The organism is Pseudomonas medicaginis (assembly GCF_965119365.1).
Taxonomy (GTDB): Bacteria; Pseudomonadota; Gammaproteobacteria; order Pseudomonadales; family Pseudomonadaceae; genus Aquipseudomonas.
Genome location: NZ_OZ221631.1, coordinates 1,340,301 through 1,362,444 on the forward strand (window position 1 = coordinate 1,340,301; position 22,144 = coordinate 1,362,444).

The following is a 22,144-nucleotide window of genomic DNA, read 5'->3' on the forward strand; positions in this document are numbered from 1 at the left end:
CATTCAAAATACGGCGCACGGCGGAACAATGATGAGTCTAGGCAGAAAACAACTTATCGGGGAGACGGTCGACGGGAAAAAACGTCATTCGGCTGAACCTCTCGACAGGTTGCGCTAGAGCCTCCACTGCCTCGGGTTGAAACACTACCCACGACATATTTCGAAAGGTTTCAGTCAACAACCGAGAGAAGGGCAGGAAACCATAAAGGCGCGATGATGGCTACTGGCCTTTGATCCCAGGGCGGCGCTTCTTGACCCGCAAGCTTGCACACAGGACCGTGCCCGGCAGTTGCAACTCAGGGTTGCAGCGCCGGTCCTTTCAATTCGATCTGGTTGCCGTCCGGATCGAAGCAGTAGATCGACCAGCCCTTGCCCTCCGCGCCGTAGCGCATCTGCGCTTTCTCAACCTCCAGGCCAGACGAGGCCAAATGAGCGAGGAGGGCAGGTTCATCAAACGGCTCGATACGCAGGCAAAGGTGATCGACGTTGTGCCCTTGCTTCCCCGCCGCCGGCCCGCCCTGGCGACCGAGGGGGCCGTCAACCGCCACCAGATCAATCATCGAAACGCCGGTGCCCAGGTGAACCATGCCAAGATCGTCCCGACGCTTCTTGAGCTCGCAACCGAGCACCGACGTATAGAAAGCGAGGCTGCGCTCGATGTCTTTTACGCGCAGGACGATGTGGTCGATACGTTGAATCGTGAAGTTCTTCATACAGGCCTCATGTGCTCAGTGCCGCATTGTTTATTGCCACGGGAATTCCACACGTTATCGGGGCTTCCTGATACCGTGCCCAAAAAACATGATCTGGAGAATGGCATAAGCATGAAGGCTCCACGCATTTTTATGATCCACGCGACCCCATTGGCGATCGAGCCCATCACGGCGGCTTTTGCCCGGCATTGGCCGCAGGCACGGACCATCAATTTGCTCGAGGACTCGCTGCCCCAGGACCGGGTGGAAGAGGGCGAGTTGACCACGGGCATGAAGGCGCGCTTCCTGGCGCTGTCCCACTACGCCGTACAAAGCGCGGCGGATGCCATTCTGTTTACCTGCTCGGCGTTTGGCGATGCCATCGACCTGGTTAGACCCGAGGTGGCCATTCCCGTGCTCAAGCCGAACGAAGCCATGATCGACCAGGCCCTGAGCCAGGCATCGCGCATTGCTGTGCTGGCAACGTTCGAACCCACCATTACCTCAATGATGCCCGAGTTCAAGCAAGCGGCAGAGCGCAGTGGCCGCGCGGTGGAAGTGGTGCCTTATTTCGTTCCGGGGGCATTGCAGGCCTTGAAAGACGGCAACCCGCAAGCCCACGATGCCGCCATTGTGGAAATGGCCGCTCAGGTTAAGGATTGCGACTTGATCTGCTTCGCCCAGTTCTCGATGACCAGTGCCGCCGAACAGGCCCGGGCTCGCTCCGGACTACCGGTATTGACCACACCCGACAGTGCCGTGCTGGCGCTGCGCAAGTTGCTCTAAACGGATGATTTTGTTTCTTCCCAGGATGGATGATTTAAGGCTGGATCGGCTGTGAATACCGTCCCACCGGCTCTACCGTGGCAGGCCTTGATTGGATCAAGCAGTTCAGCGCCTGACATACACACCCTTGTGGGGGCGAGCTTGCTCGCGATAGCGGATACACAGTCAACCCATCTGCTGGCTGATACACCGCCATCGCGAGCAAGCTCGCTCCCACAAAAAAGCGGCCAGGCCTGTGGGAAATCTGCGCCCGTCTATCCTAGGTAGTCTTGAATCAGGCGCGGAATCGGCAACCGATCACCCAGGGACTCCCACACCATGAAAAAACAAGAACAAGGCAATCTCCTCCAAACCCTGAAAACCCGTTTCGAACAAAACCTGAACCGTCACCCAGACATCCCCTGGGCCGACGTCCAGGCCAAGCTCGAAACCAACCCCAATGCACTAAAATCCCTCCAGGCCATGGAAGCCACCGGCGGCGAGCCCGACGTGATCGGCCTAGACCCGAACACCGGCGCTGTGACCTTCTGCGATTGCGCCAAAGAAAGTCCAACCGGTCGCCGAAGCCTCTGCTACGACCGCGCCGCCCTGGACGCACGCAAGGAGAACAAGCCCAAAGGCAGTGCCGTCGAAATGGCCGAAGAAATGGGCATCGCACTGCTGACGGAAGAGCAGTACCGAGCCCTGCAAACCCTCGGCGAGTTCGATGCCAAGACATCCAGTTGGCTGGCCACCCCGCCAGCGCTTCGCTCCCTCGATGGGGCGATTTTTGGCGACTACCGTTATGGCCGGGTGTTCGTTTACCACAATGGCGTGCAGTCGTATTACGCGGCGCGTGGGTTTCGTGGGTTGCTTTGTATTTGAGCCAATGAATTGTGGCGAGGGGCTTGTGTGTTCGAAGGGGCGCAGTAGGGCAAAACCACCTCACTCAAAAACCAGGACCTCACTCCCCTTGGCCTCAACCATCTCGCTGAATTCCGGCAGCCGCGCCACAAACGCCGTCTCGAACGCCAGGTAGCGATCCTGCGCCGGCACATAACGAATATCTGGCTTGATCCGCGGGATGTCCTTGCTCGACAGCTTCACCACCTCGTGACTGTCCTGACTCCAAAACCACGCCAGCGTCTGCGACCCAAACGTATTGGCGCGGTAATTCCACACCCACCAATTCCCATGCCCCCGGGCAACATGAAGCTGCCCATGAAAAGTGCGCAACGTAATGACTTGCTTGGGCTGGGTGACGAGCAAGCGCGTGTCCTGACGCAGTTCACTGCCAAAGCCGTCCAGTAACGCCTTCGTCGTAGCGCCGGTCATGAAGTTGAAGCGCCACGCCAACAGCACCGTCTCCTGATAACCCGAATGCTCGACGTTCTGCCGCGCGCCTTCGCTGAACAACAGGATCTCGTCACCCCCCAGGTACGCGGTTGAGGCCCGCAGCTTATAGGCCTCAGCGGGCATCCGTTTGGCGACGATGGCTTGGTGTGGTGATTCTTGATGCCAAGTCCAGCAGCGCGGGCCGTTGTGCTGCATGAACAGCAAGCGACCAGGACCGACGGGCAGGATCGTCAATTCATCCGCGTACTCGAAAATCACCTCGCTGCTGTCCGCCGTGATCCGCCAGATCCGCGTCAAATGCTCGGGTTCGTAAATACGCTGGCGTTCGAATATCGCCGAGCCCACCACCACGCAGGGCTGTTCAAACTCCGGCCACTGCACCCCGGCAGGCCCGAACGCCGCGATCTCATCGCCTTGCTGAATCTCGTATTGGTAACGGTCATCCGCACTGTAATCGCCGCGTATGATCCGACGTTTCCACAGGCTGCGCTGGGCATCGGCATCGATGAGCTGCAAATCCGCGCCGTCCACGCCATCGGTCCGGTGCTCGAGCATGTCCTGCTCGGCGGGTGGCCACTGGTTGTAATCGATCAGAAAGCACAACCACTGGTCTTCGTCCTGCTCGGTGATGGCGGCCCAACCGTTGCGGTAGTTGTATTCATGCACATAGGTGGCGCCGGGATAGTCGTGGACTTCCTGCAGCCACTTCACCTTGCCGCGCTTGGCTTTGGTCGGTTTGTGCTCGACAGCGGCAGGCTTCGGCGGCGCGATCAAACTCGCCATGAACCCCGGCTCGCGGTGCTGGCCCTGCCAATGCTGGGCAAACGCCTCGCGCTGATCGACCGGGATAATCACCGGCCGATAATCATCGCCACCGGCGTCCAGGTTCCACAGGTCATAACCCAGGTTCGCCAACACCGGCACCAACGCCTCGAAACAGACCTCGGGCATCTCGTTGGACAGCTCATCCAACAACGCCTCGAACCCCGGGCCGGTGAACACACCTATGTCGGGATAGTGATGCTGCAACAGCGCGAGCACGTCGCTGCCCGGTGTTTTCCAATCCATATGAACCAACGGATCGAATTGCGCTTGCATCACGCTGCCTTCCTTGTGATTTCGCTTCTGCGCCATCTTAGCCGCACACCACCGAGCTTAAGCCCTCCAATAAGCCCGTGGTGAGGGAGCTTGCTCCCGCTACCCACTCAGGGCTCCGGAAAATCACCCAAGTAACAAACCGGCGAACTCCCCTCCATCATAGGCGCGTGCGCATTGGATCATCACAACCTGCCTGTCGAAGTGAGACTGCCCCAGCATAGGTCGTCAACAGTGGGGCGGCCATGGATGATTAGGCGCCTTCAAGTCTTCGCCGGACCTGCCGCTATCGGTATAACGATTTTTATCGATCCACCGATTGGCTTTGCGATACCGTTGCTTTCCGGCAATTGATCGACAAACGCACGATAAGAGAACGTAGCGAATGGACGACGGGCGATACGAAAGGCGGACGGCTATAGAGCCAAGCGCGGCGGCGTCCGAGCCGCAGATTCTGCTGATCGACGACGTCCCGGAGGATATCCGCGCGACACTCCTCCTGCTGAAGCAACAGCCTTGGCGCATTTCCCTGGCCGTCGATGCCCACCAGGGCTATCAGCGGGCATTGGCCTTGCGTCCGGATTTGATCGTGCTGGACGTGCACATGCCGCACATGAACGGTTTCAGCCTGTGCCGACTTTTGCGCGAGGCACCCACCACCCGGCACACGCCCATTCTGTTTCTGTCCTCGGCCAACAGTACCATCGAACGCCTGGAAGGGCTGACCGTTGGCGGGGTCGATTACATCCCCAAGTCCTGCGCGCCCGAGGAAGTGCTGGCGCGGATCAAGATCCACCTGCAGTTGACCTGGCGCGCGCCGCCGGCCAGTCTGGACCGCCCGGCGGACCCGGAGCCCGAAGGCGACGAGATCGTCCTGCGCGCCACGATGCGACTGATCGAACAGCACCTCGATGACATGCCTGCCCTGGCGCAACTGGCGCACAAAGTCGGCACTCATGAAAAACGCCTTTCGCAGATATTTCGCGAGCACTTGGGACTGACCGTATTCGCGTACATTCGCGACGCACGATTGCGGCGTGGTCAGGATCTTCTTTCTGAAAGCACCATGAGCGTGCAGGACGTCGCCGAACTGGTGGGCTTTCGCAATGCCTGCAACTTCACCACGGCCTTCCGCCAGCGAATCGGCATGACGCCCAGTCAGTTCCGCCAGCAAACCCTGGGCATCGCTGAAATCGAGACGGCCGGGCGCGCCTGATGCGGTTTCTACAGTTTTTAGGGCTGACGATAGCGTTGTTATCCACAGGCCTGCTGCACGCCGCGCCTGTGGATATCTGCCGGGCTGACCACCTGGAGCTGATGCCCTCGGCGCAGATTTACGAAGACGCCCGGGCCAGCCTGAGCCAGGCGGAAGTCGCTCAACTGCCCGAAAGCCGTTTCAGCGCCGCAACCGCGCACTGGCCGACCCAGGGCTACAGCCGCTCCGCGTTCTGGTTGAAATGGCAGCTCACCAATTCGAGCGATGAGGCCTGCTCGCGCAGGCTGGTTGTCGGGGCGCCGCGCCTGGAAGACGTTCGCGTCTACCAACCGAGGCATGATGCCCACGCGGGCAGCGCCTATCCCTTGGCGGAATGGCCCCAGCCGGCGGCGCGTCAGCCGGCATTCACGATAACGTTGGCGGCAGGGCAGGGCACTACGGTGTTCGTGCGGGCGACGAGCAACTTCCAGATGTTGCTGGAGCCGGAACTGTGGTCCGAAACGGCGCTGCTGCGCAGTCAGCAACAGACTTACCTGAGCGACGGGCTCACCCTTGGCATCGTCCTGCTGATCGTGCCGTTCGGCCTGATCGTCGGCTGGATCCTGCGCTCCCGACTGTTGACTGTGAATGCGGGCGCGGTGATGAGCTACATCCTGCTGACCTGCATCCTCAATGGCTACCTGATCTTCTGGCCCGCCGCGCTGGGTTGGACACGGGAGTTGCTGACTTGCCTCAGCGCACTCTCGTTCGTCCTGTTCCTTGCCTACATGGGCGTGCTGTTGCAGGTGTCCGTATTACCCAAAGTCATTGGCCGGAGCTATTGGCTTCCGCTGTTGGGCTGCATCCTCGGTCGGCTCTGGTGGCTGAAAGTCGATCCCGTCCAGGGCGCGCAAATCGTCCAGCTGTCCCTGATGAGTTTCTACGGCGTGCTGCTCGCCACGCTGTTCATGGCCTGGCGCAGACGACTGAGCTACAACTGGATGGCCTGGCTGGTGTCGGGGCTACTGCTTGGGCAACTGCTGATGCGGATCTTTTTCCCCCAGGAACAACTGCCCTGGCAGTCGCCGCAAAGCAAATACAACCTGTCGTCGACCCTGCCCGGGGTGGCGTTGCTGGTGTGCACGCTGATCATGGAGGTCAGCCGCAGTCGCAACCGCGAGAGACACGCCCTGTCCACCCTCGAACAACAACGCCAGGCCGAGCACGATCGCCTGGAAAGCACCGTGGCGCTGCGCACGTCGCAGTTGCGCGAATCCCTGGCGGCCCGCAGTGCATTGATGGCGCGAATCAGCCACGACCTGCGCTCGCCGCTGGTGCGCATCATCGACTACGCACGCCTGCTGCACGCCGGGCCCAACCGCGACTACCAGGCCACGATCGAGCGCAATGCCCGCCAGCAACTGGAGCTGATCGACGAAATGCTCGAGTTCTCCCGTGGCGAGTTGGAGCAGATGCAACTGACCCTTGCGCCGGGCTACCTGTACGGCTTCCTCAAGGAGATCGCAGACGAGGCGGGTTTTCTCGCCGCGCGCCAAGGCAACACCTTCGAGGCGGTGCTGGCGGATGACCTGCCGCCCCTGGTGGAGGCCGATTTCAAACGCCTTCGGCAGGTCCTCATGAACCTCCTGGCGAACGCGGCGAAATTCACCCGCGACGGCCAGATCCGTTTCGAAGCGAGCGCGTCTCCCGGGGGCACTGCAGACACCGTGGCACTGTGCTTCAGCGTGATCGACACCGGCATCGGCATCGATCCGCAAGAGTTCGAACAACTGCTGCAACCGTTCCACCGCGGTCGCAATGCGCAACGCTACGAAGGCAGCGGGCTGGGCCTGTCCATCGTCACGCAACTGCTGGAGCGCATGGACAGCCGCCTCGAACCCCAAGCCACGGGGCAGGGCAGCCACTTCAGTTTTCGCCTTCAGCTCAACTGCGCCGAGGAACACGACCTCGAAAACGGTATCGCCGACAACCACTTCACGTCGCTCGACGGCCAGGGCAAACACGTTCTGCTGGTGGACGACGTCGAGCAGAACAGCGAATGGCTCTATGACCTGCTGGCCGGCTACGGGTTTGACGTGAGCATGGCGGCGAACGGCGAAGAAGCCTTGGCCTGCCTGGCGCAGCAGCCGGTCGATCTGCTGATCAGCGACCAGATGATGCCCGGCATGGACGGTTGGGAACTGCTGCGCCAGGTGCGCGAGGGTTGGCGTCATCTGCCCGTGATCCTCTATTCGGCGGTGCCGCCACGCAGGCCGCAGGGCTATCCAGAGGGCCTGGTCTTCGACGCGGTGTTGCTCAAGCCCGCCGACAGCCGCGAATTGCTGGCATGCGTCAAGGCACTGGCCTGTCCGGACACGGCGCCTCGCGCGATGGCTCGGGAGTTCTAGCATGCCGGGTTTGGGGTATCGGCTGCTCTTGCTCGCAGGTATCTCGGCGTGGCCTTGGGCGTGGGCCACGGCTGCGCCCACCGTGTCGACCCACACACTGGAACTCGACGAAACCACCGTCACCGCTCGCCGCCGCGAGGAAGACCCGCAACACGTGCCGATCCCGATCAACGTCCTCTACGGCGATCAACTGGACGAGGCCGGCCTGCACCGGCTGCAAGACATCCAACAACGGGTGCCCGGCCTGGTGGTGTCCGGTCACGACGCCCGTTACGCCGGCTTCGGCCTGCGCGGCTTCGGCGCGACCGCCTACAACGATGGCCTGGAAGGCAGCGTCGGCACCTACGTCGATGGCGTCTACCAGGCGCGCCAGGGCATGGCCTTCACCGAGTTGATGGACATCGAGCGCATCGAAGTGCTGCGCGGGCCCCAGGGCACCTTGTTCGGCAAGAACACCACCGCCGGCGCGCTGAACATCGTCACCCGCCAGCCAACCTTCCAGCCCGAAGCCAACCTCGAAGCCAGCTACGGCGAGCGCGGCCTGCGGGAATATCGCGGGACGATTTCCGGGCCGTTGCAAGACGACGTGCTGGCCGGGCGACTCAACGTCTTCGACAGCGCCACCGATGGCTCGGTGGAGAACCTCGAGGACGGCGCCCGCCTCGGCGACGCCGACAGCCATGGCCTGCGCGGGCAATTGCTGTGGACGCCGACCACCGACTTCAGCGCGCGCCTCATCGCCGACTCTGCCGAGCAAAACGAGGCCGGCAACGTCCTGCTGGTCAATCACTACAGCCAGCAGACCCGCAAGCGCGCCCAGTTCCTCGGCTATCCATTGTCGGAGCCCGACCCTTACAAGCGCGAGGCACGCATCGACGCGCCGGGCCGTCCGCAAACCCTGCAGAACGGTGTATCACTGGAATTGAATTGGGACCTGGACGAGGCGATGCGCCTGACCAGCATCACCGCCTACCGCGACTGGGACTACCGCGCCACCCGTGACAGCGACAGCACCGCGCTGTCCGTGGCCGAGTCTGAAACCGAGCTGGGCCACCGGCAGTTCAGCCAGGAATGGCGCCTGTCCGGCACGGTCGGTTCTTCCGTCGATTATGTGGCCGGGCTCTATTACCTGCGCCAACAGCTCGACCGCGAGATCGACGCCGAATTCGGCAAGGACGCCGCGCCCTGGTTCGTCGGCGATCAGTTGGAAGCCTTGCGCAAGCTCTATGGCATCACCTTCACCGATCCGAAGCAGGTGCCGGCGCTGCTGCTGGACGGCGCCCGGCAACGCTATGATGGCGAGCAGAAGGGCGACAGCCGCGCCATTTTCGGCCAGCTCTCCTGGCGCCCGATCGACCCGCTGGAACTCACCGGCGGCCTGCGCTACAGCCAGGAGCGCAAGCACGGCTGGATCTCCCGCGATGTCAGCAACCTGGCCCCGCTGACGGGCTTGCCGCCCGTGTTCCAGGCCGGTGGGCAATTGCTGCGGGACATCGCCCTCGGTAGCAGTTACTACCGCAAGGATTCGATTGAGGAAAACAATGTCTCCAGCCTCGTCAGCGCCAGCTACCGCTTCACCGATGCGGTGATGGCCTACATCAGCTGGTCGCGGGGCTACAAGGCCGGCGGCATCAACTTCGACGTGGTCGGCCCGCACACCACACCCACCTTCGAGCCGGAGCGCGCCACCTCTCTGGAACTGGGCATGAAAACGCGGTTCTGGGATGAGCGTGCCTTGCTCGACCTCGCCGTCTACCAGACCGACGTCGACAACTACCAGGCGCTCACCTACAGCCCGCCGACCTCCGTGTTCGCGCCCCCGCTGCGGGACAACCTGATCAACGTCGGCAAGGTCCGCCTGCGCGGCATCGAGCTGGATTCCGCCTGGCAACTCACTCCCCGACTCACCGGACGCCTGGGCCTGGCCTGGAGCGATGCGCGCTACCGCAGCTTCCCCCACGCCCCGTGCCCACCGGCCTCGGGCCAATGGACCTGCGACCTCAGCGGCGACCGCCTCTACAACGCGCCGGAATGGAACCTCAGCAGCGGCCTGGACCATACCCATCCATTGCCGTACGGGCTGGAGGTGTACAGCGGCATCGACTACAGCTTCCGCACCGGTTACTACGGCACCCTCGAAGGCGGCGAAGGCAGCTATCAACCCAGCTACGGCCTCACCAATCTGCGCCTGGGCCTGCGCAGCCAGGACCGCGCATGGGAAGTGGAAGGTTGGGTGCGCAACGTCTTCGACCGTCAGTACGTCACCGCCGTCTATTCACTGCTCGGCGCTGGCGACTACGGCGTCATGACCGGCAGCGAACGAACCGTCGGCACCACCGTCAGGCTTCGCTATTGACCGAAATAAAACGCGTCGGACAAAACGCCAGACGATTACCACCGGCCTTTTTCGACAGGTACATTGCCTGATCCGCCTTGCTGATCAGCCCTTCGACTTCCTGACCATGCTCAGGGTAAAACGCCACTCCGATACTCGCAGCAATCTCCACCGTTTGCGCGCCAATCAGGATCGGCGCATTGGCCGCCGCCAGCATTCGCTTGAGCAACGGCTCGCTGTCTTCCACCGCCTGCAAGTCCACCAGCCCCGCCACGAACTCATCGCCGCCGAGGCGCGCCAACGTATCGCCTTCACGCAACGTGGCATTGATCCGTGTCGCGACAATCTGCAACACCCGATCCCCCCAGTCATGCCCATAGCTGTCGTTGAGCGCCTTGAACCCATCGAGATCGATAAACGCGATGGCCACTTTCTGCTGATGAACAGCCGCCTTGCCCAGGGCCTGGTGCATCCGTTCGGTCAACAGCAACCGATTGGGCAGTTGCGTGAGCGCGTCATAACGGGCATCGCGCTCCAGTAGCTGGAGGCGTTGCTTCACCTGCGTCATGTCGCTGAGCAGTGCCACATAGTGCTGCACATTGCCGTGACGGTCATGCACGGCACTGATGCTGATGCGCGACGTCATCTCGCGGCCATCCTTGTGGTTGTTTTGAATCTCGCCGGACCAATGTCCGTGGAAATCCAGCGCGTTCTTCATCGGCGCATAAAAAGCCATAAGCCGACGCACCATGCGATGGGCATTCAACTCGCGGCCCTTTATCTCTTCTTGCCCGTAACCGGTGAGGCGGGTGAAAGCCTCGTTCACGGCGATGACCCGGCCGTACGGGTCAACCAGGATGACCCCCTCCCGAGCGTGGCTGAACACCGTTGCGGCCAACTCCGGGCGCACGGTGTCGAGACGACGGTCCAGGGCGCCTTCGTCGCGGGTGGCCGGCCAGGACTGGTCGTCGAAGCCTTGCTGCGCCAGGTAGCGGGCCAGAGAGCAAAGCGCTTGGTGCAGGCGAGTCAGGGCATTCGTGACGAGCCTGGAATCCAGGCAGTAGCGACGGATGAAGGTGCGTAGGTTCATGGGGGGTACACGGTGCTCGGTTGCAGCGGTAGGAGGTGAGTGGAGAAGGCATTATCGAGGCGGGGATTTGCGGGGGAGTTTGCTGGAGCGGATGGGAGCTTTGCGGGAGGGGATGGATTGGAAAGATTTTTCACATGTGTCAGTCGGGTCTGTCAGACACAGGGCGGCTGCGGCTTGCAAGCCGACGTCGCCTTGCGCCTTTGCCTACAACTACGCCAGAATCCGCCGGCTTGTTCGCCTGGGGTTGCGTCGGTAGTTTGAGTCTTGTCACTGCTCATCAGTGATCGGGTTTAGTCGCCCAGGTTGAAACAGGTTGTGCCAGGCGTCATCCAGTCGGGATTCCCATCCTGCACTCGATGGTGGCTGTGCGCAGGGCGTCTTCGGACGCGCCGGTTTCTTGTTTCCCCGGTCGACTAACCTGCGTACAGCTGCCTCCCATCGTTTAGTCGCGAGCGGGTGATGGCTCCAACTACAGGAAGCAAGACGATGGTAAAAGATACGCCGAACCCTCCTGATACGAACGAACACGTCTCCCGTGCTCAGTCTGCCCGCAACAAGAAAATCGACGACGCTGCCACGCGAGCGTTGGATTACTACCTGAAGCCCAAGCCTAAGGGCGAAACGTCTGACAAGACCGACTCCATTTTACGGATCGACCCTGGGGTTGATTCTGAGTGTCTGCTTGCGAACCTCAGTGAGAACCTGGCTTCGGCGACTGCCATGATCAACGATCTGGCGTTTGATCTGGATGGGTCTCGGCGGCATGTGGCGTTGGGGATTTTGCAGGTGATCGAGGTGAGTGAACTGTTGGCGAATCGGGCGTTGGATATTGTTGAGGTGAGGTAGCCGAGGCGCTTGCCCTCTGGACAAGAAAGGTTTTGCGCAGCTAGGCCTTTCTTGTCCGGAAAAATTACCGCTCCCTATTTTCAATTAGTTGCTGCTGGTTAAAAAAAACAACAGGTTTCGGGGCAGTTCTATAGAGCACTCAGATTCCAATGCTTTAATTTGAGATGTATTCAGTTCGTAATCGTAAAAATAGTCTTCTTCTTTGGTCCAGTTCATTATTTTTGCTAGAGCTTGAGTGTCAATGCAGAGCGTTTTTTCGTATGAGGCGAAATCGTCGCCGTCCATTACCCCCATTATCTTGTGTTTCATGGTTCTATCCACCTCGTTGGGTCGGCTGGTTTGGTTTGGGTCCCCGTAATATGGTCGAATTCGCCCAAGTGCTTTCCTCGCTTGTTATATTTTTCTACTGCACCATGCTGTAAATCCCATTCATATATTATTTTGTCATTATCTTTCCAGCGAGGACGTAATCCTCCTCCTTTCATGCGGGTTTTGGGGGGCGCCCATTTAGCACTTGGAAAAGCAGGTAAAAAATCTGGTTTCGGGTGGTAGTCATGATGAGTCGTACTCACCACAACATAAACCGGCCGAATCCCCGAATCCGCCGGAAACACCAGAATGAAATCCTTGTACTCCGGCGGATAGATCGGATTGACGATGATGCTGTCGGCCATCGGCGTCGGCGGATAGATCCAAATAGGCGGTGCCTGGGGCGCCGCTTCCAGGGCGGGGATGCCGAGGGTGTCGGACGGGTTGATGGCCGGGGTCCAGATCAGCTCGATGCCATCACCCAAGTCGGCGACGAATTGATCGGCCCGCTGGGTGAGTTGGACAACATCGACCATTTCCCAATCGCGATGCTGGCCGGTGTAGAAACCGTAGCCCTTGAGGCTGCCATCGGCCTGCTGCTCGATGCTCAGGCGCATGCGGCTGCGGGCCTGCTTGAGGTCGCGTAGCTGGTCTTCGCTGTACAGCGCGCTGTCGCCCAGGCTGGACGGCCAGAGCAAGGCGACGATACCTGTCAGCAGAGCTGCCCCAACGGTGCCGCCGGCAGCGGCAGCCGTAGAAGTTGCCGAGCCGCCCAGCGCGAGCCTGCCCACGGTAACGGGTACCGCGCCAGCGCCGATCCGCTTGAGGGGGATCGTGCCGGACGGGTCGGCGCTCCTGCCCCCGAGCCACATGAGATCGCCATACTGCTTGACCAGATCCGCCGGGACATAGCCGTTGGGGTTGCTGTAATCGATGATGCCATTGGGGAGCTTGCAGCTCTTGGCAAACACGCTTCCGGTTGCGCTGGACAACGGCTTGCTATCCACCGTGGCCCAGCGCGTTTGTTCGTAGGCTGCCTGGCGGGCAAGCATGGCTTCATAAGCCTGCTGTAGAGCGTCACGCTCGGCCAGTTCGCTGGCGGTCATGTCCCGATAAGTAAGGTGATGCCCGTCACCACCGGGCGGGTTGCGAACCTGGGGGATGTCTTTTTCGCGTGTCGCCACGTAGTGAGTCTCGTCCGCTAAATGCAGGACAGACGCTAACGCGGCAAGAGAGGGGCGCGATGTAGGAGGTTTCTTGAAGTGGTTGTTCCGGTTTCCTCAATACAGGTAGGGCTGGCTGTTGAGGGGCTGAATAAGCTGAAGCGTCAGCGGGGGATGTCAGTCATTGGGCGGCAATCAGACTGCGGACCGACAGCGTGTATGGAATTAACAGAATCGGAGGCGCTGACCCATGATCAGCAAAGCCAGAATCAGCAGCGTGAAGCCTGCCCCCGGCAAACATGTCTTGCAGGTGGAGTTTTCCAACGGTAAGCGCTACGACGTTGACCTGCGGGAACACATCCGACAATTCCCGATACTCAAGCCTCTGGAGGACCTGCCGTTGTTCGGTACCGTCCAAGTGGGCGAAAGAGGCTTCGACGTGAGCTGGGGGGATGACCTGGAACTGGCGGCTGTCACCTTGCATCGATTGGCGCTGGAACAAGTGGGTGAGGTGCTGCCGACCTAGGCATTCTCAGTTGGTTTTCAAGTCAATCCGTGTATTTGACGTCAGATGTGCGCTGCGCGTTCAAACACCTCATCAGCCCACTGGTTCAGGCTTTTGCCAGCGGTTTGGGCTGCAATGGTAGCGGCAGCGTGCACTTCAGGACGAATGCGTAACATCACCTTGCCGGAGGCTGGCTTCTCAGGGCTGACGCCTTGCTCGGCACAGTCCGTCAAGTAATCCTCAACAGCACTGGCAAACTCCGCTCGTAGCTCGGTCACGGAATCGGCGTGAAAACTGATGATGTCACGCACACCCAGAATTCGACCGACAAAGATGTCGTCATGCTCATCGAATTCAATTCGGGCTGTGTAGCCCTTATAAGTCATGCTGTTCATAGCTCAACTCCTGCCCGCTGGAGAAATTCGCGGGCCTCTTCTACCTGATATTTCTTGGCTTCTTTCCCAGGGTGTGGCCGATGGCAGCGCCATTAGGCCTCCCCCAGCGTCAACTTGACCCGAGAACCTTCGCGCTCCAGCACTTCGAAGGCTTCAATGTCAGTAAACACTATCGCCGCATTCGTTGGCGTGCATGAATCGCTTCAAGGGTTTTCCGGTGCCTGTTTCATGCGTTTGAGCGCTATAAAAAAAGATAACACTCGGCGCGTTGCTACTCTCCGCACTTTTTCCTCTTGCTCTTTAGTGCCGTGGCTTTTCTCTACACGCGAATCTGGAAAACTCGCTGCTCGACCTATATCCAGTTGTTGGTGACGGTCTTTCGAAAACTGGAGGTCGAGATCAGTGACGTGGAGATGCTGCTCTTTTCGAAGGCAGAAGATTTTGCCGAGGCGTTTAACGGGGCCTATCCTCCATCCTGACGACGAAAGCCCCCCGGCACTTATCGAAAAAGGGGACGACAGGCAGTTCCCCCGTGGCGAGGGAGCTTGCTCCCGCTGGGCAGCGCAGCAGCCCCAAAACCTCCCAGCCCGGCAGATTCCGCTACACCAGCACAACCCGACCAAACCGGGCGCTGTCATCCTGCGGCGTAATCGCCAATAACTGATCGAGACGAATCTCCAGGCGACCTTCCGCAGTGTCCACATCAAGAAACTCCTCCCGCGTGGGTGCGGTGCGCGTGGTGATCGCCCGGGCTGTCAGGCGTTGGCCGTCAATCAGCTCAATGTCCAACGTGTAGCCGTACAGGCAGGCAATCTCCAGGTAGTCATGCAGGTCGCAGTTCAACGGTTGATAGGTCTTCATCTCAAGTGACCCCCAATGGAGCGACCGGACAGGTTGGGACGCCACCTGTCCGTCGCAAGATTAGAACTCAGCGCCCTTCGTGAATCAGAGCAATTGTTTCAACATCGCCTGCAGTTGCTCGTTACGGGCGTCATCCAGTGGAAAAACCGGCAGACGCGGATCGCCAACCTCCAGGCCAAGCGTACGCAAACCGGCCTTGATAGTGGCCGGCAAACCGCCCTTGAGAATGAAATCCAGCAGTGGCAATTGACGATAGAACAACGCCCGGGCCTGGCTCAGGTCGTTGGACAGGACGGCGGCGTACAGGTCGAGGTTGAGCTGTGGGATCAGGTTCGGCGCGGCGGTGCACCAGCCCTTGGCGCCGGCCGCGAAGGCTTCCAGGGCCAATGGGTTGCAACCGTTGTAGAACGGCACCTGGCCTTCGCCCAGCACCTGCAGCTTGTGCATGCGCTGAATGTCGCCGGTGCTTTCCTTGACCATAGTGACGTTATCCACCGCGTTGAAAATCCGCAGAATCAGCTCCACCGACATGTCGATGCCGCTGGTGGCCGGGTTGTTATAAAGCATGATGGGCAGGTCGATGCTGGCGCCGATGGCCTGGTAGTGCGCGAGGATTTCCGCCTCGCTCAGTTTCCAGTACGAGGCCGGCAACACCATCACCACGTCGGCGCCCTTTGCCTGGGCAAAGCGTGCGCGGCGCACTGCCTTGGCGGTGGTCAGGTCCGACACGCTGACCACCGTCGGCACCCGACCGGCGACGCGGGCGATGCTGAACTCGGCGACCTGGTCCCACTCGGCGTCGCTCAGGTAGGCGCCTTCGCCCGTGCTGCCCAAGGGCGCGATGGCGTGGGCGCCGCTGTCGATCAGACGGTCGATGGACTGGCCCAGCGCGTCCAGGTCCAAGCCCTGGCCGTCGGCGGAGAAGGGCGTGATGGTGTAACCGATGATGCCGTGGATGTTGGGGGTAGACATGGCTTCGCTCCTAATGGGTTCAGTTCAGGCAATCGGCGTGTTGGCGCAAGTTCTGCCGGGCGTAGTAATTGAAGGCGGCCGCGTGGCGCTTCGGGCGGGCGATCCAGTCGTGGGCTTCGCGGCCCAGGTGCGGCAGGATCGGTTTCACCTCGCCGGCGGCCATGGCCAGCAATTGCAGCTTCGCGGCGCGTTCGATCAATTGGGCGATGTTGCAGGCTTCCTCCACGGTGGCACCGGTGGACAACTGGCCGTGGTGGGAAAGCAGGATGGCGCGCTTGTCGCCCAGGGCACCGGCGATCAATTCGCCTTCCTCATTGCCCACCGGCACGCCCGGCCAGCCCTCCAGGAACGCGCAGTCTTCGTACAGCGGGCAGAGGTCCATGTGGGAAATCTGCAAGGGTACTTCCAGCATCGACAGCGCGGCGATGTGGGTCGGGTGGGTGTGGATGATGCAATTCACGTCCGGTCGGGCGCGGTAGACCCAGGTATGGAAGCGGTTGGCCGGGTTGGGCATGCCATGGCCCTCCAGCACCTCCAGGTCTTCATTGACCAGCAGCAGGTTGCCGGCGGTGATCTCGTCGAACCCCAGGCCCAATTGCTGGGTGTAATAGGTGCCCGGTTGCGGCCCGCGCGCGGTAATCTGCCCCGCCAGCCCTGAGTCGTGGCCGTTCTCGAACAGGATGCGGCAGGTCAGGGCCAGCTTTTGTCGTACAGTCCACGTATTATCCGGCAGTGTTTTCTGCATCTGGTTAACAGCATGCTGGACCAACTGGTCCTTGGGCGTCGCCAGTGTCTTGCTCATACCCGTTCTCCTGATTCGTTCTTTGACCGTTCTTGATCCGCGTCATGGAAGCTGTGAAGGGAAGGTGCTAATGACACTAAATAGACTATATGACACAAAGTGTCATCTGCAATCGCAGATTGTCCGTTTCTCTGGAAATGTTGGTTACCTATGTCCATTCGCTTGAAATTGCTCAGGAAAAAACTCGGCATGACACTGGACGTCCTGGCCGAAAAAACCGGGATGACCAAGAGCTACCTGTCCAAGGTGGAGCGGGGGCTGAGCACGCCCTCCATCGCCACGGCGCTCAAGCTCGCCAAGGCCCTGAGCGTGAAAGTCGAGGAGCTTTTCTCCGAAGAAAGCGTCCCCCTCGACAGCTACAGCCTGGTGCGCAGCGAAGACCGCCAATCCCTGGCGGCGAGCAGCGGCAGCTCCGAATACGCGGTCTTGGCCCACCAAGTGTCCGAGCGCAGCCTACTGCCCTTCATCCTCTATCCAGCGGCTGAGTTCACGGCGCATCACGCGTTCAAGGAACACACGGGGGAGGAATTCCTGTTCGTGCACGAGGGCCAGGTGGAAGTGGACTTCATGAACGAGCGCATGCTGCTGAACCGCGGCGATGCCCTGCATTTCAATGCACAGAAGCCCCATCGGTTGCGTTCGGTGGGCGACGTCCAGGCGCAGTTGCTGGTGGTGGTGCACAGTGATGAGTCGTCGGAGAAGGGCGAGGGCGCCTAGCGGCTTCGATTGCAATGTCATTGGTAAACAACGTGGCGAGGGAGCTTGCTCCCGCTGGGCTGCGCAGCAGCCCCCTCCTAATAAGCGCCGAACGGCATCGGGCATCTGCTCGGACCAGTCGAGTGGCGTCCTGTCAGTAAAGACCGACAGACACCAGCGACGAAAGCTCGCCAAGCCACAGCGCCTTGCGCCTTTGCCTACAACTACGCCAGAATCCGCCGGCTTGTGCGCCTGGGGTTGCGTCGGTAGTTTTGGACCTGTCACTGATGGTCAGTGATCGGGTTTAGCAGCTCGTGGTGAAACAGGTTGTGCAAGGCGTCATCCAGTCAGGATTCCTTTCCTGCACTTGATGGTGGCTGTGCGCAGGGCGTCCCCGGACGCGCCGGTTTCTTGTTTCCCCGGTCTGCTAACCTGCGTACAGCTGCCTCCCATCGTTTAGCAGCGAGTGGGTGATGGCTCCTACTACAGGAAGCAAGACGATGGTAAAAGTTACACCGAATCCTCCTGCGGCAGACGAACCTACGTCCCGCGCCCAATCTGCCCGCAACAAGAAAATCGACGACGCTGCCACGCGAGCGTTGGATTTTTATCTGAAGCCTAAGGCTAAGAACGAAACGTCTGACAAGTCCGACTCCATTTTACGGATTGATCCGGGGGTTGATTCTGAGTGTTTGCTTGCGAATCTTAGTGAGAATTTGGCTTCGGCGAATGCCATGATCAGTGATTTGGCGTTTGATCTGGATGGGTCACGGCGGCGGGTTGCGTTGGGGATTTTGCAGGTGATTGAGGTGAGTGAGCTGTTGGCGAATCGGGCGTTGGATATTGTTGAGGATAGGTAGCTGAGTAGGTGAGTCGCTTCTCACGTAATAAAAGGTCTTGCGAGCAAGGCCTTTTTGATTTATATGACAAGTAAACCTATATTTAGCTGAATGAAGAATAGGGGGAGAAAGAGTGTTCTGTGTAGAAGTGTCTTGACATGTCTTAATTGTGTAATTCAGTTTTGGTTGCCAGTAGCTATTTAACATGGAAGTTGAAAAAAAATGATGGATTTTCCCGATTACTCGTCCTTGAAACAACTTGCAGCTGCGCTTTGGCAACAGAGTAACGCATATCACGGTGCTGCTGTTATGGTCGGAGCAGGGTTTAGTCGATGCGGTGCTTCGACTGGGGAAACTGATAAGAAATTACCACTTTGGAATGATTTTTCAGTGCTCTTGGCTAAAGATTTAGCTGCTTGGAATGGTAATGATCCACTACGTTTGGCTGAGGAGTACAGTGCATATTTTGGTAACCAAGCTCTGCGAGATTTAATTAAAAACACAATTAATGATGCCTCCTGGGTACCAGGAGAACTACACAGGAGTTTGCTAGAGCTTCCTTGGTCTGAGGTTCTGACTACCAATTGGGATACGTTGCTTGAGCGCGCTTCACTAGAAGTGCATCATCCGATTTATAATCTGGTTTTGAGGCAGGAGGACCTTTCCCAAGCTCGTTCACCTCGAATAGTTAAGTTGCATGGGACGGTGAATGTCACCAATCATTTGGTTTTTACTCAAGAGGATTATCGTAAGTATCCAATGCAACACGCTGCTTTCGTAAATTTTGGGCGACAAGTTTTTATTGAGAATGAGCTTTGTTTGTTAGGTTTTTCAGGAGATGATCCAAATTTTTTGCAATGGGCAGGTTGGGTTCGTGATCACTTAGCATGTAACGCTAGGCGTATATATCTTGTTGGTGCATTGGATTTAACTGCAGCAAAGCGTAAATACCTAGAATCTATAAATGTAGCTCCTATAGATTTAGGGCCGCTAGTCGAAAAATATGACAGTCACGATACCAAGCATCTGGAAGCTACAAAAATATTTTTGTCCACCTTGAAGGAGCTGAAGCCAAAAAATGCTTGGGAATGGTCTCCCACAAATCTTCAACGGCCTACTGTTTCCACGCATGAGCACGACAGGATGCATAAAGATCCTTTATACGCGTCTAAATTGCTTGAGGCTCAACTTGAAAAGTTAAAGAAAGATCGCGAGACCTATCCAGGATGGTTGGTATGTCCCAGTACAATACGAAGGAAGCTTGAAAGTCAAATTTGTGATCCGTACCCTTCAAGGTCCATTGTTTCTGAAATGTCTAAAGAAACTCGTGTTGCATTATTGTACGAAATTGCGTGGCGATATGATGTGACATATGAAGTGCTTCCTCTCTGGCTAGCGAAGGAGTTCGTCAATATTTGCGACCCTGATAGGCCCTGCGCTTTGACCAAGAGGCAGCAGCTAGAAATTTCTGTTTTGCTTCTAAAAAATACGCGTTGGCACGAAGATGAAGAGTTTGCTTTAATAAAGGAAATGGCTACAAATATAATAAACACAAATGTTGGGTATTGGCCTGAATGTGCTGATGAAATAGCATTTCATGAGGCAATCATAGCGCGAGACGAATTAGATTATTCAGGTTTAGAGGAGAGTATAAAGAAAATTTCTACTAGAACTCCTGTTTGGAAGTTGAGGAAAGCTTCGTTGCTGGCAGATTTAGGGCGCTTTGTAGAAGGAGAGGTGTTGATAACTGAGGCTTATAAAGAGTTGTTGGGGCAGCATCGTCATGATAGAGCTTCAATATTTATTTTTTCTAGGCTGGCGTGGGCTCACTGGTTGGTGCGAGGGATTGCATTAACAAGGCCTGGAGTTATCTTTGAAGAGTTTCCTTCTATTTATCAGGAATCGAAATGTGATCCTTGGGACCATATTGAGATGATTAAGTTACAGGTTTCAGAAGCCTTAGAGGGGCAAGAGAAGCAGCAGGGAATTGAGCCAGCTTTTGAACCCGGTAGCTATAGGGATAATTCTACTCAAATCACGTTCAAAAATGGATTGCATCCATTGCTATTGCTTGAGGGTGTATCGAATTCGGTAGGCATGCCATTGCGTTGGAATGATGTTTCACTCTTGGTTAATCCTGCCGCGAAGTTGGCTGAACTTGATGAGATAGGTGTGGATTGTTTTGTACTTGCAATAAGGGCAGCTAATAGCGATGCTTCAAAGGTTCTTGAAAAGGTTTTATCAAGAATGAAAATAGCTTGCATGGATCAGCAGCACGCCGATTTGTTGTTAAGTTCTTGTGTGCGTGCAGTTGAGTACTGGAAGTCAAGGCTCTTGGAAAGGACGAAGCAGAATGAGGAGTACCCGGTAAACCGACTGCGGATTTTTATTGAAGTACTGTCTCGCTTATCTGTTCGAGCTTCGATTCAACAAGCAAAGCAACTCTTTATATTGGCCGTTGAGCTTGGAAAAAATGAGCTTTGCCAACGGCATATTTTTTCGGAGTCTCTAGCTCATCTGACAAAGTATGCGCTGGCGAGCGTTCCTAGATCAATGCATCATGAGTTGTTGTTGGTTGCTTTATCTTTTCCGCTTCAAAGAGAAATGGGCCGAGGGATGGTTCATAATTGGCCCAATCCAATAATTAAATTTCCAGCTACTAGCAGGCCGGACAGCGCAGCTATCGATAAACGCATCGATGAGATAATTGATTGCATATCTCCTTGCTCTGATGAAAGCTCATCCGCTTTGCTTCGGTTGCTACCATTGTTAGATTCTAGTTTTTTAAAGTTGGGTGAGCAGGAGAAAATAATTAAGTGCATTTGGGGAGAGCAACCGAATTACGGTAATCTGCCAGAGGTTGGTCTGTTAAAGCATGTATTAATAAAGCTTGGTGGGCAGGCTTCTAATTTAATTCGAACGAATATCAGAAAATATTTGTTTGAAGCTGAAGGAGAGTGGATTTTTGATCCGTTACTATTGACGAGTATCTCGAATGCCGCAGAGGCCGATGGGGTGCGAGAGTTGCCGAACGAGGTTCAAGCATGTAATTATTTTGCTCAGTTAACGGAGTGGAGGCCAAAAGTTGTAGAAAGCGACTATTCTTGGCTTTCTGGTGGTGAAAATAAACGTATACTAAGGTCTATTGGTGACGCGCTTTCTCGTTCAATTGTTCCAGCGATGCCAGCGAGTTTTTTAAATGAAGAGAATTTTGACAGGCTTCTCGCTTTTTATGCTGAAGTTGGTTCGCCGCAGGTTATAATGGCCTTTGTATATTTTGCAGTTAGTGATGTCTGTTTTTCGGGAAGAGTTGAGAAAATTATTCGGCAAGGACTGCAAGATAAGGAGGCGTATAAAACTATTTATTCTGCTTATGCCTTGTTGAAGTGGAGTGATTTACAAGCCGAAGCGTCAGCTGTCATTGGATTGAGCTCAAGGCTAATCTATTTGATCGGCTCAAGTCGAATGTCCGGTTTGTCCGGTTTGTCTGATTTATTATTGATAGCTAATAAAATATATGAAAAAGGAGTTTTGCTTGGTGGAGATGTTGAAGCTTTAATAGAGGCCGTTCCTATGATTTTTGATAACTCAGATTATAAAAAAGTTTCTCATTATAGTAGGGAGGCTGTAGGTGTTTCTTTAGTGCGAGCAGCCTGTATAAAGCTTGCAAAAGATCTGCTTGAGAAAGAAGGTGCTGGAGATGAGGAGTTACTTAGGATTCTAACGGAAGGGGAAGGCGATGCGCTCCCTGAGGTCAGATTTGCGGTGCTAGATTATAAGTAGAAGGCAGATTAGGCTCTCGCAATGGGGAACGAGTAAG

General features: G+C 57.2%; 19 protein-coding genes. 10 read left to right on the top strand and 9 right to left on the bottom strand.

What is annotated here, in order from left to right; translation table 11 throughout:
* Positions 1-296: 296 nt before the first annotated feature.
* Complete coding sequence (locus ACMTA2_RS05770) at positions 297-713, bottom strand: VOC family protein (protein WP_413794080.1); 417 nt, start codon at positions 711-713, stop codon at positions 297-299.
* A gap of 111 nt (positions 714-824) precedes the next feature.
* On the opposite strand from ACMTA2_RS05770, the gene ACMTA2_RS05775 reads away from it, so the two are divergent.
* Together ACMTA2_RS05775 and ACMTA2_RS05785 are read left to right on the top strand one after the other, a co-directional pair.
* Positions 825-1,478, top strand: coding sequence for an aspartate/glutamate racemase family protein (locus tag ACMTA2_RS05775; RefSeq protein WP_413794081.1), 654 nt, complete (start codon positions 825-827; stop codon positions 1,476-1,478).
* 318 nt (positions 1,479-1,796) lie between these two features.
* Positions 1,797-2,342, top strand: coding sequence for a DUF4256 domain-containing protein (locus tag ACMTA2_RS05785; protein WP_413794082.1), 546 nt, complete (start codon positions 1,797-1,799; stop codon positions 2,340-2,342).
* A gap of 60 nt (positions 2,343-2,402) precedes the next feature.
* On the opposite strand, the gene ACMTA2_RS05790 is transcribed toward ACMTA2_RS05785, so the two are convergent.
* Positions 2,403-3,911, bottom strand: coding sequence for a hypothetical protein (locus tag ACMTA2_RS05790; RefSeq protein ID WP_413795599.1), 1,509 nt, complete (start codon positions 3,909-3,911; stop codon positions 2,403-2,405).
* Between the two features lie 382 nt (positions 3,912-4,293).
* Between ACMTA2_RS05790 and ACMTA2_RS05795 the strand changes: the two genes are divergently transcribed.
* The 3 genes from ACMTA2_RS05795 to ACMTA2_RS05805 are packed head-to-tail and all read left to right on the top strand — an operon-like array spanning position 4,294 to position 9,867.
* Positions 4,294-5,124 (top strand): response regulator transcription factor, encoded by an 831-nt coding sequence (locus ACMTA2_RS05795; RefSeq protein WP_413794083.1) that lies wholly within the window; start codon positions 4,294-4,296, stop codon positions 5,122-5,124.
* Positions 5,124-7,511, top strand: coding sequence for a hybrid sensor histidine kinase/response regulator (locus ACMTA2_RS05800; protein WP_413794084.1), 2,388 nt, complete (start codon positions 5,124-5,126; stop codon positions 7,509-7,511). Before ACMTA2_RS05795 ends, ACMTA2_RS05800 begins: the two co-directional genes overlap by 1 nt.
* Position 7,512: 1 nt before the next feature.
* A complete protein-coding gene (locus ACMTA2_RS05805; RefSeq protein WP_413794085.1) occupies positions 7,513-9,867 on the top strand; it encodes a TonB-dependent receptor in 2,355 nt (784 codons plus the stop codon).
* Here ACMTA2_RS05805 and ACMTA2_RS05810 read toward each other — a convergent pair.
* Positions 9,851-10,936, bottom strand: coding sequence for a diguanylate cyclase domain-containing protein (locus ACMTA2_RS05810; RefSeq protein ID WP_413794086.1), 1,086 nt, complete (start codon positions 10,934-10,936; stop codon positions 9,851-9,853). The two genes, ACMTA2_RS05805 and ACMTA2_RS05810, sit on opposite strands and share 17 nt — an antisense overlap.
* 486 nt (positions 10,937-11,422) lie before the next feature.
* Between ACMTA2_RS05810 and ACMTA2_RS05815 the strand changes: the two genes are divergently transcribed.
* Complete coding sequence (locus ACMTA2_RS05815; protein ID WP_413794087.1) at positions 11,423-11,782, top strand: DUF6124 family protein; 360 nt, start codon at positions 11,423-11,425, stop codon at positions 11,780-11,782.
* 84 nt (positions 11,783-11,866) lie between these two features.
* Here the strand turns inward: ACMTA2_RS05815 and ACMTA2_RS05820 are convergent, their stop codons facing one another.
* Together ACMTA2_RS05820 and ACMTA2_RS05825 are read right to left on the bottom strand one after the other, a co-directional pair.
* Positions 11,867-12,091, bottom strand: a complete 225-nt coding sequence (locus ACMTA2_RS05820; RefSeq protein WP_413794088.1) for a hypothetical protein — start codon at positions 12,089-12,091, stop codon at positions 11,867-11,869.
* Positions 12,088-13,275, bottom strand: a complete 1,188-nt coding sequence (locus ACMTA2_RS05825; protein ID WP_413794089.1) for a colicin E3/pyocin S6 family cytotoxin — start codon at positions 13,273-13,275, stop codon at positions 12,088-12,090. The genes ACMTA2_RS05820 and ACMTA2_RS05825 overlap by 4 nt, the downstream gene beginning before the upstream one ends.
* Positions 13,276-13,504: 229 nt before the next feature.
* Here ACMTA2_RS05825 and ACMTA2_RS05830 point away from each other — a divergent pair, with 229 nt between their 5' ends.
* Entirely contained in the window at positions 13,505-13,780 is a 276-nt protein-coding gene (locus tag ACMTA2_RS05830) for a DUF2442 domain-containing protein (RefSeq protein WP_413794090.1), read from the top strand.
* A 41-nt stretch (positions 13,781-13,821) separates the two neighbouring features.
* On the opposite strand, the gene ACMTA2_RS05835 is transcribed toward ACMTA2_RS05830, so the two are convergent.
* The 4 genes from ACMTA2_RS05835 to ACMTA2_RS05850 all read right to left on the bottom strand — a co-directional run bounded on the left by ACMTA2_RS05835 (position 13,822) and on the right by ACMTA2_RS05850 (position 16,789).
* A complete protein-coding gene (locus tag ACMTA2_RS05835; RefSeq protein WP_413794091.1) occupies positions 13,822-14,154 on the bottom strand; it encodes a type II toxin-antitoxin system HicB family antitoxin in 333 nt (110 codons plus the stop codon).
* A 600-nt stretch (positions 14,155-14,754) separates the two neighbouring features.
* Positions 14,755-15,015 (bottom strand): Rho-binding antiterminator, encoded by a 261-nt coding sequence (locus ACMTA2_RS05840; RefSeq protein WP_413794092.1) that lies wholly within the window; start codon positions 15,013-15,015, stop codon positions 14,755-14,757.
* Positions 15,016-15,099: 84 nt separating this feature from the next.
* Entirely contained in the window at positions 15,100-15,987 is an 888-nt protein-coding gene (locus tag ACMTA2_RS05845; protein WP_413794093.1) for a dihydrodipicolinate synthase family protein, read from the bottom strand.
* A 19-nt stretch (positions 15,988-16,006) separates the two neighbouring features.
* Positions 16,007-16,789 carry an aldolase gene (locus ACMTA2_RS05850; protein ID WP_413794094.1) on the bottom strand — a complete coding sequence of 261 codons (783 nt, stop codon included), beginning with the start codon at positions 16,787-16,789 and terminating at the stop codon, positions 16,007-16,009.
* Between the two features lie 150 nt (positions 16,790-16,939).
* On the opposite strand from ACMTA2_RS05850, the gene ACMTA2_RS05855 reads away from it, so the two are divergent.
* The 3 genes from ACMTA2_RS05855 to ACMTA2_RS05865 all read left to right on the top strand — a co-directional run bounded on the left by ACMTA2_RS05855 (position 16,940) and on the right by ACMTA2_RS05865 (position 22,107).
* Positions 16,940-17,506 (top strand): helix-turn-helix domain-containing protein, encoded by a 567-nt coding sequence (locus ACMTA2_RS05855; RefSeq protein ID WP_413794095.1) that lies wholly within the window; start codon positions 16,940-16,942, stop codon positions 17,504-17,506.
* 479 nt (positions 17,507-17,985) lie between these two features.
* Positions 17,986-18,345, top strand: coding sequence for a DUF6124 family protein (locus tag ACMTA2_RS05860; RefSeq protein WP_413794096.1), 360 nt, complete (start codon positions 17,986-17,988; stop codon positions 18,343-18,345).
* Between the two features lie 201 nt (positions 18,346-18,546).
* Positions 18,547-22,107, top strand: a complete 3,561-nt coding sequence (locus ACMTA2_RS05865) for an SIR2 family NAD-dependent protein deacylase (protein WP_413794097.1) — start codon at positions 18,547-18,549, stop codon at positions 22,105-22,107.
* Positions 22,108-22,144: the final 37 nt, after the last annotated feature.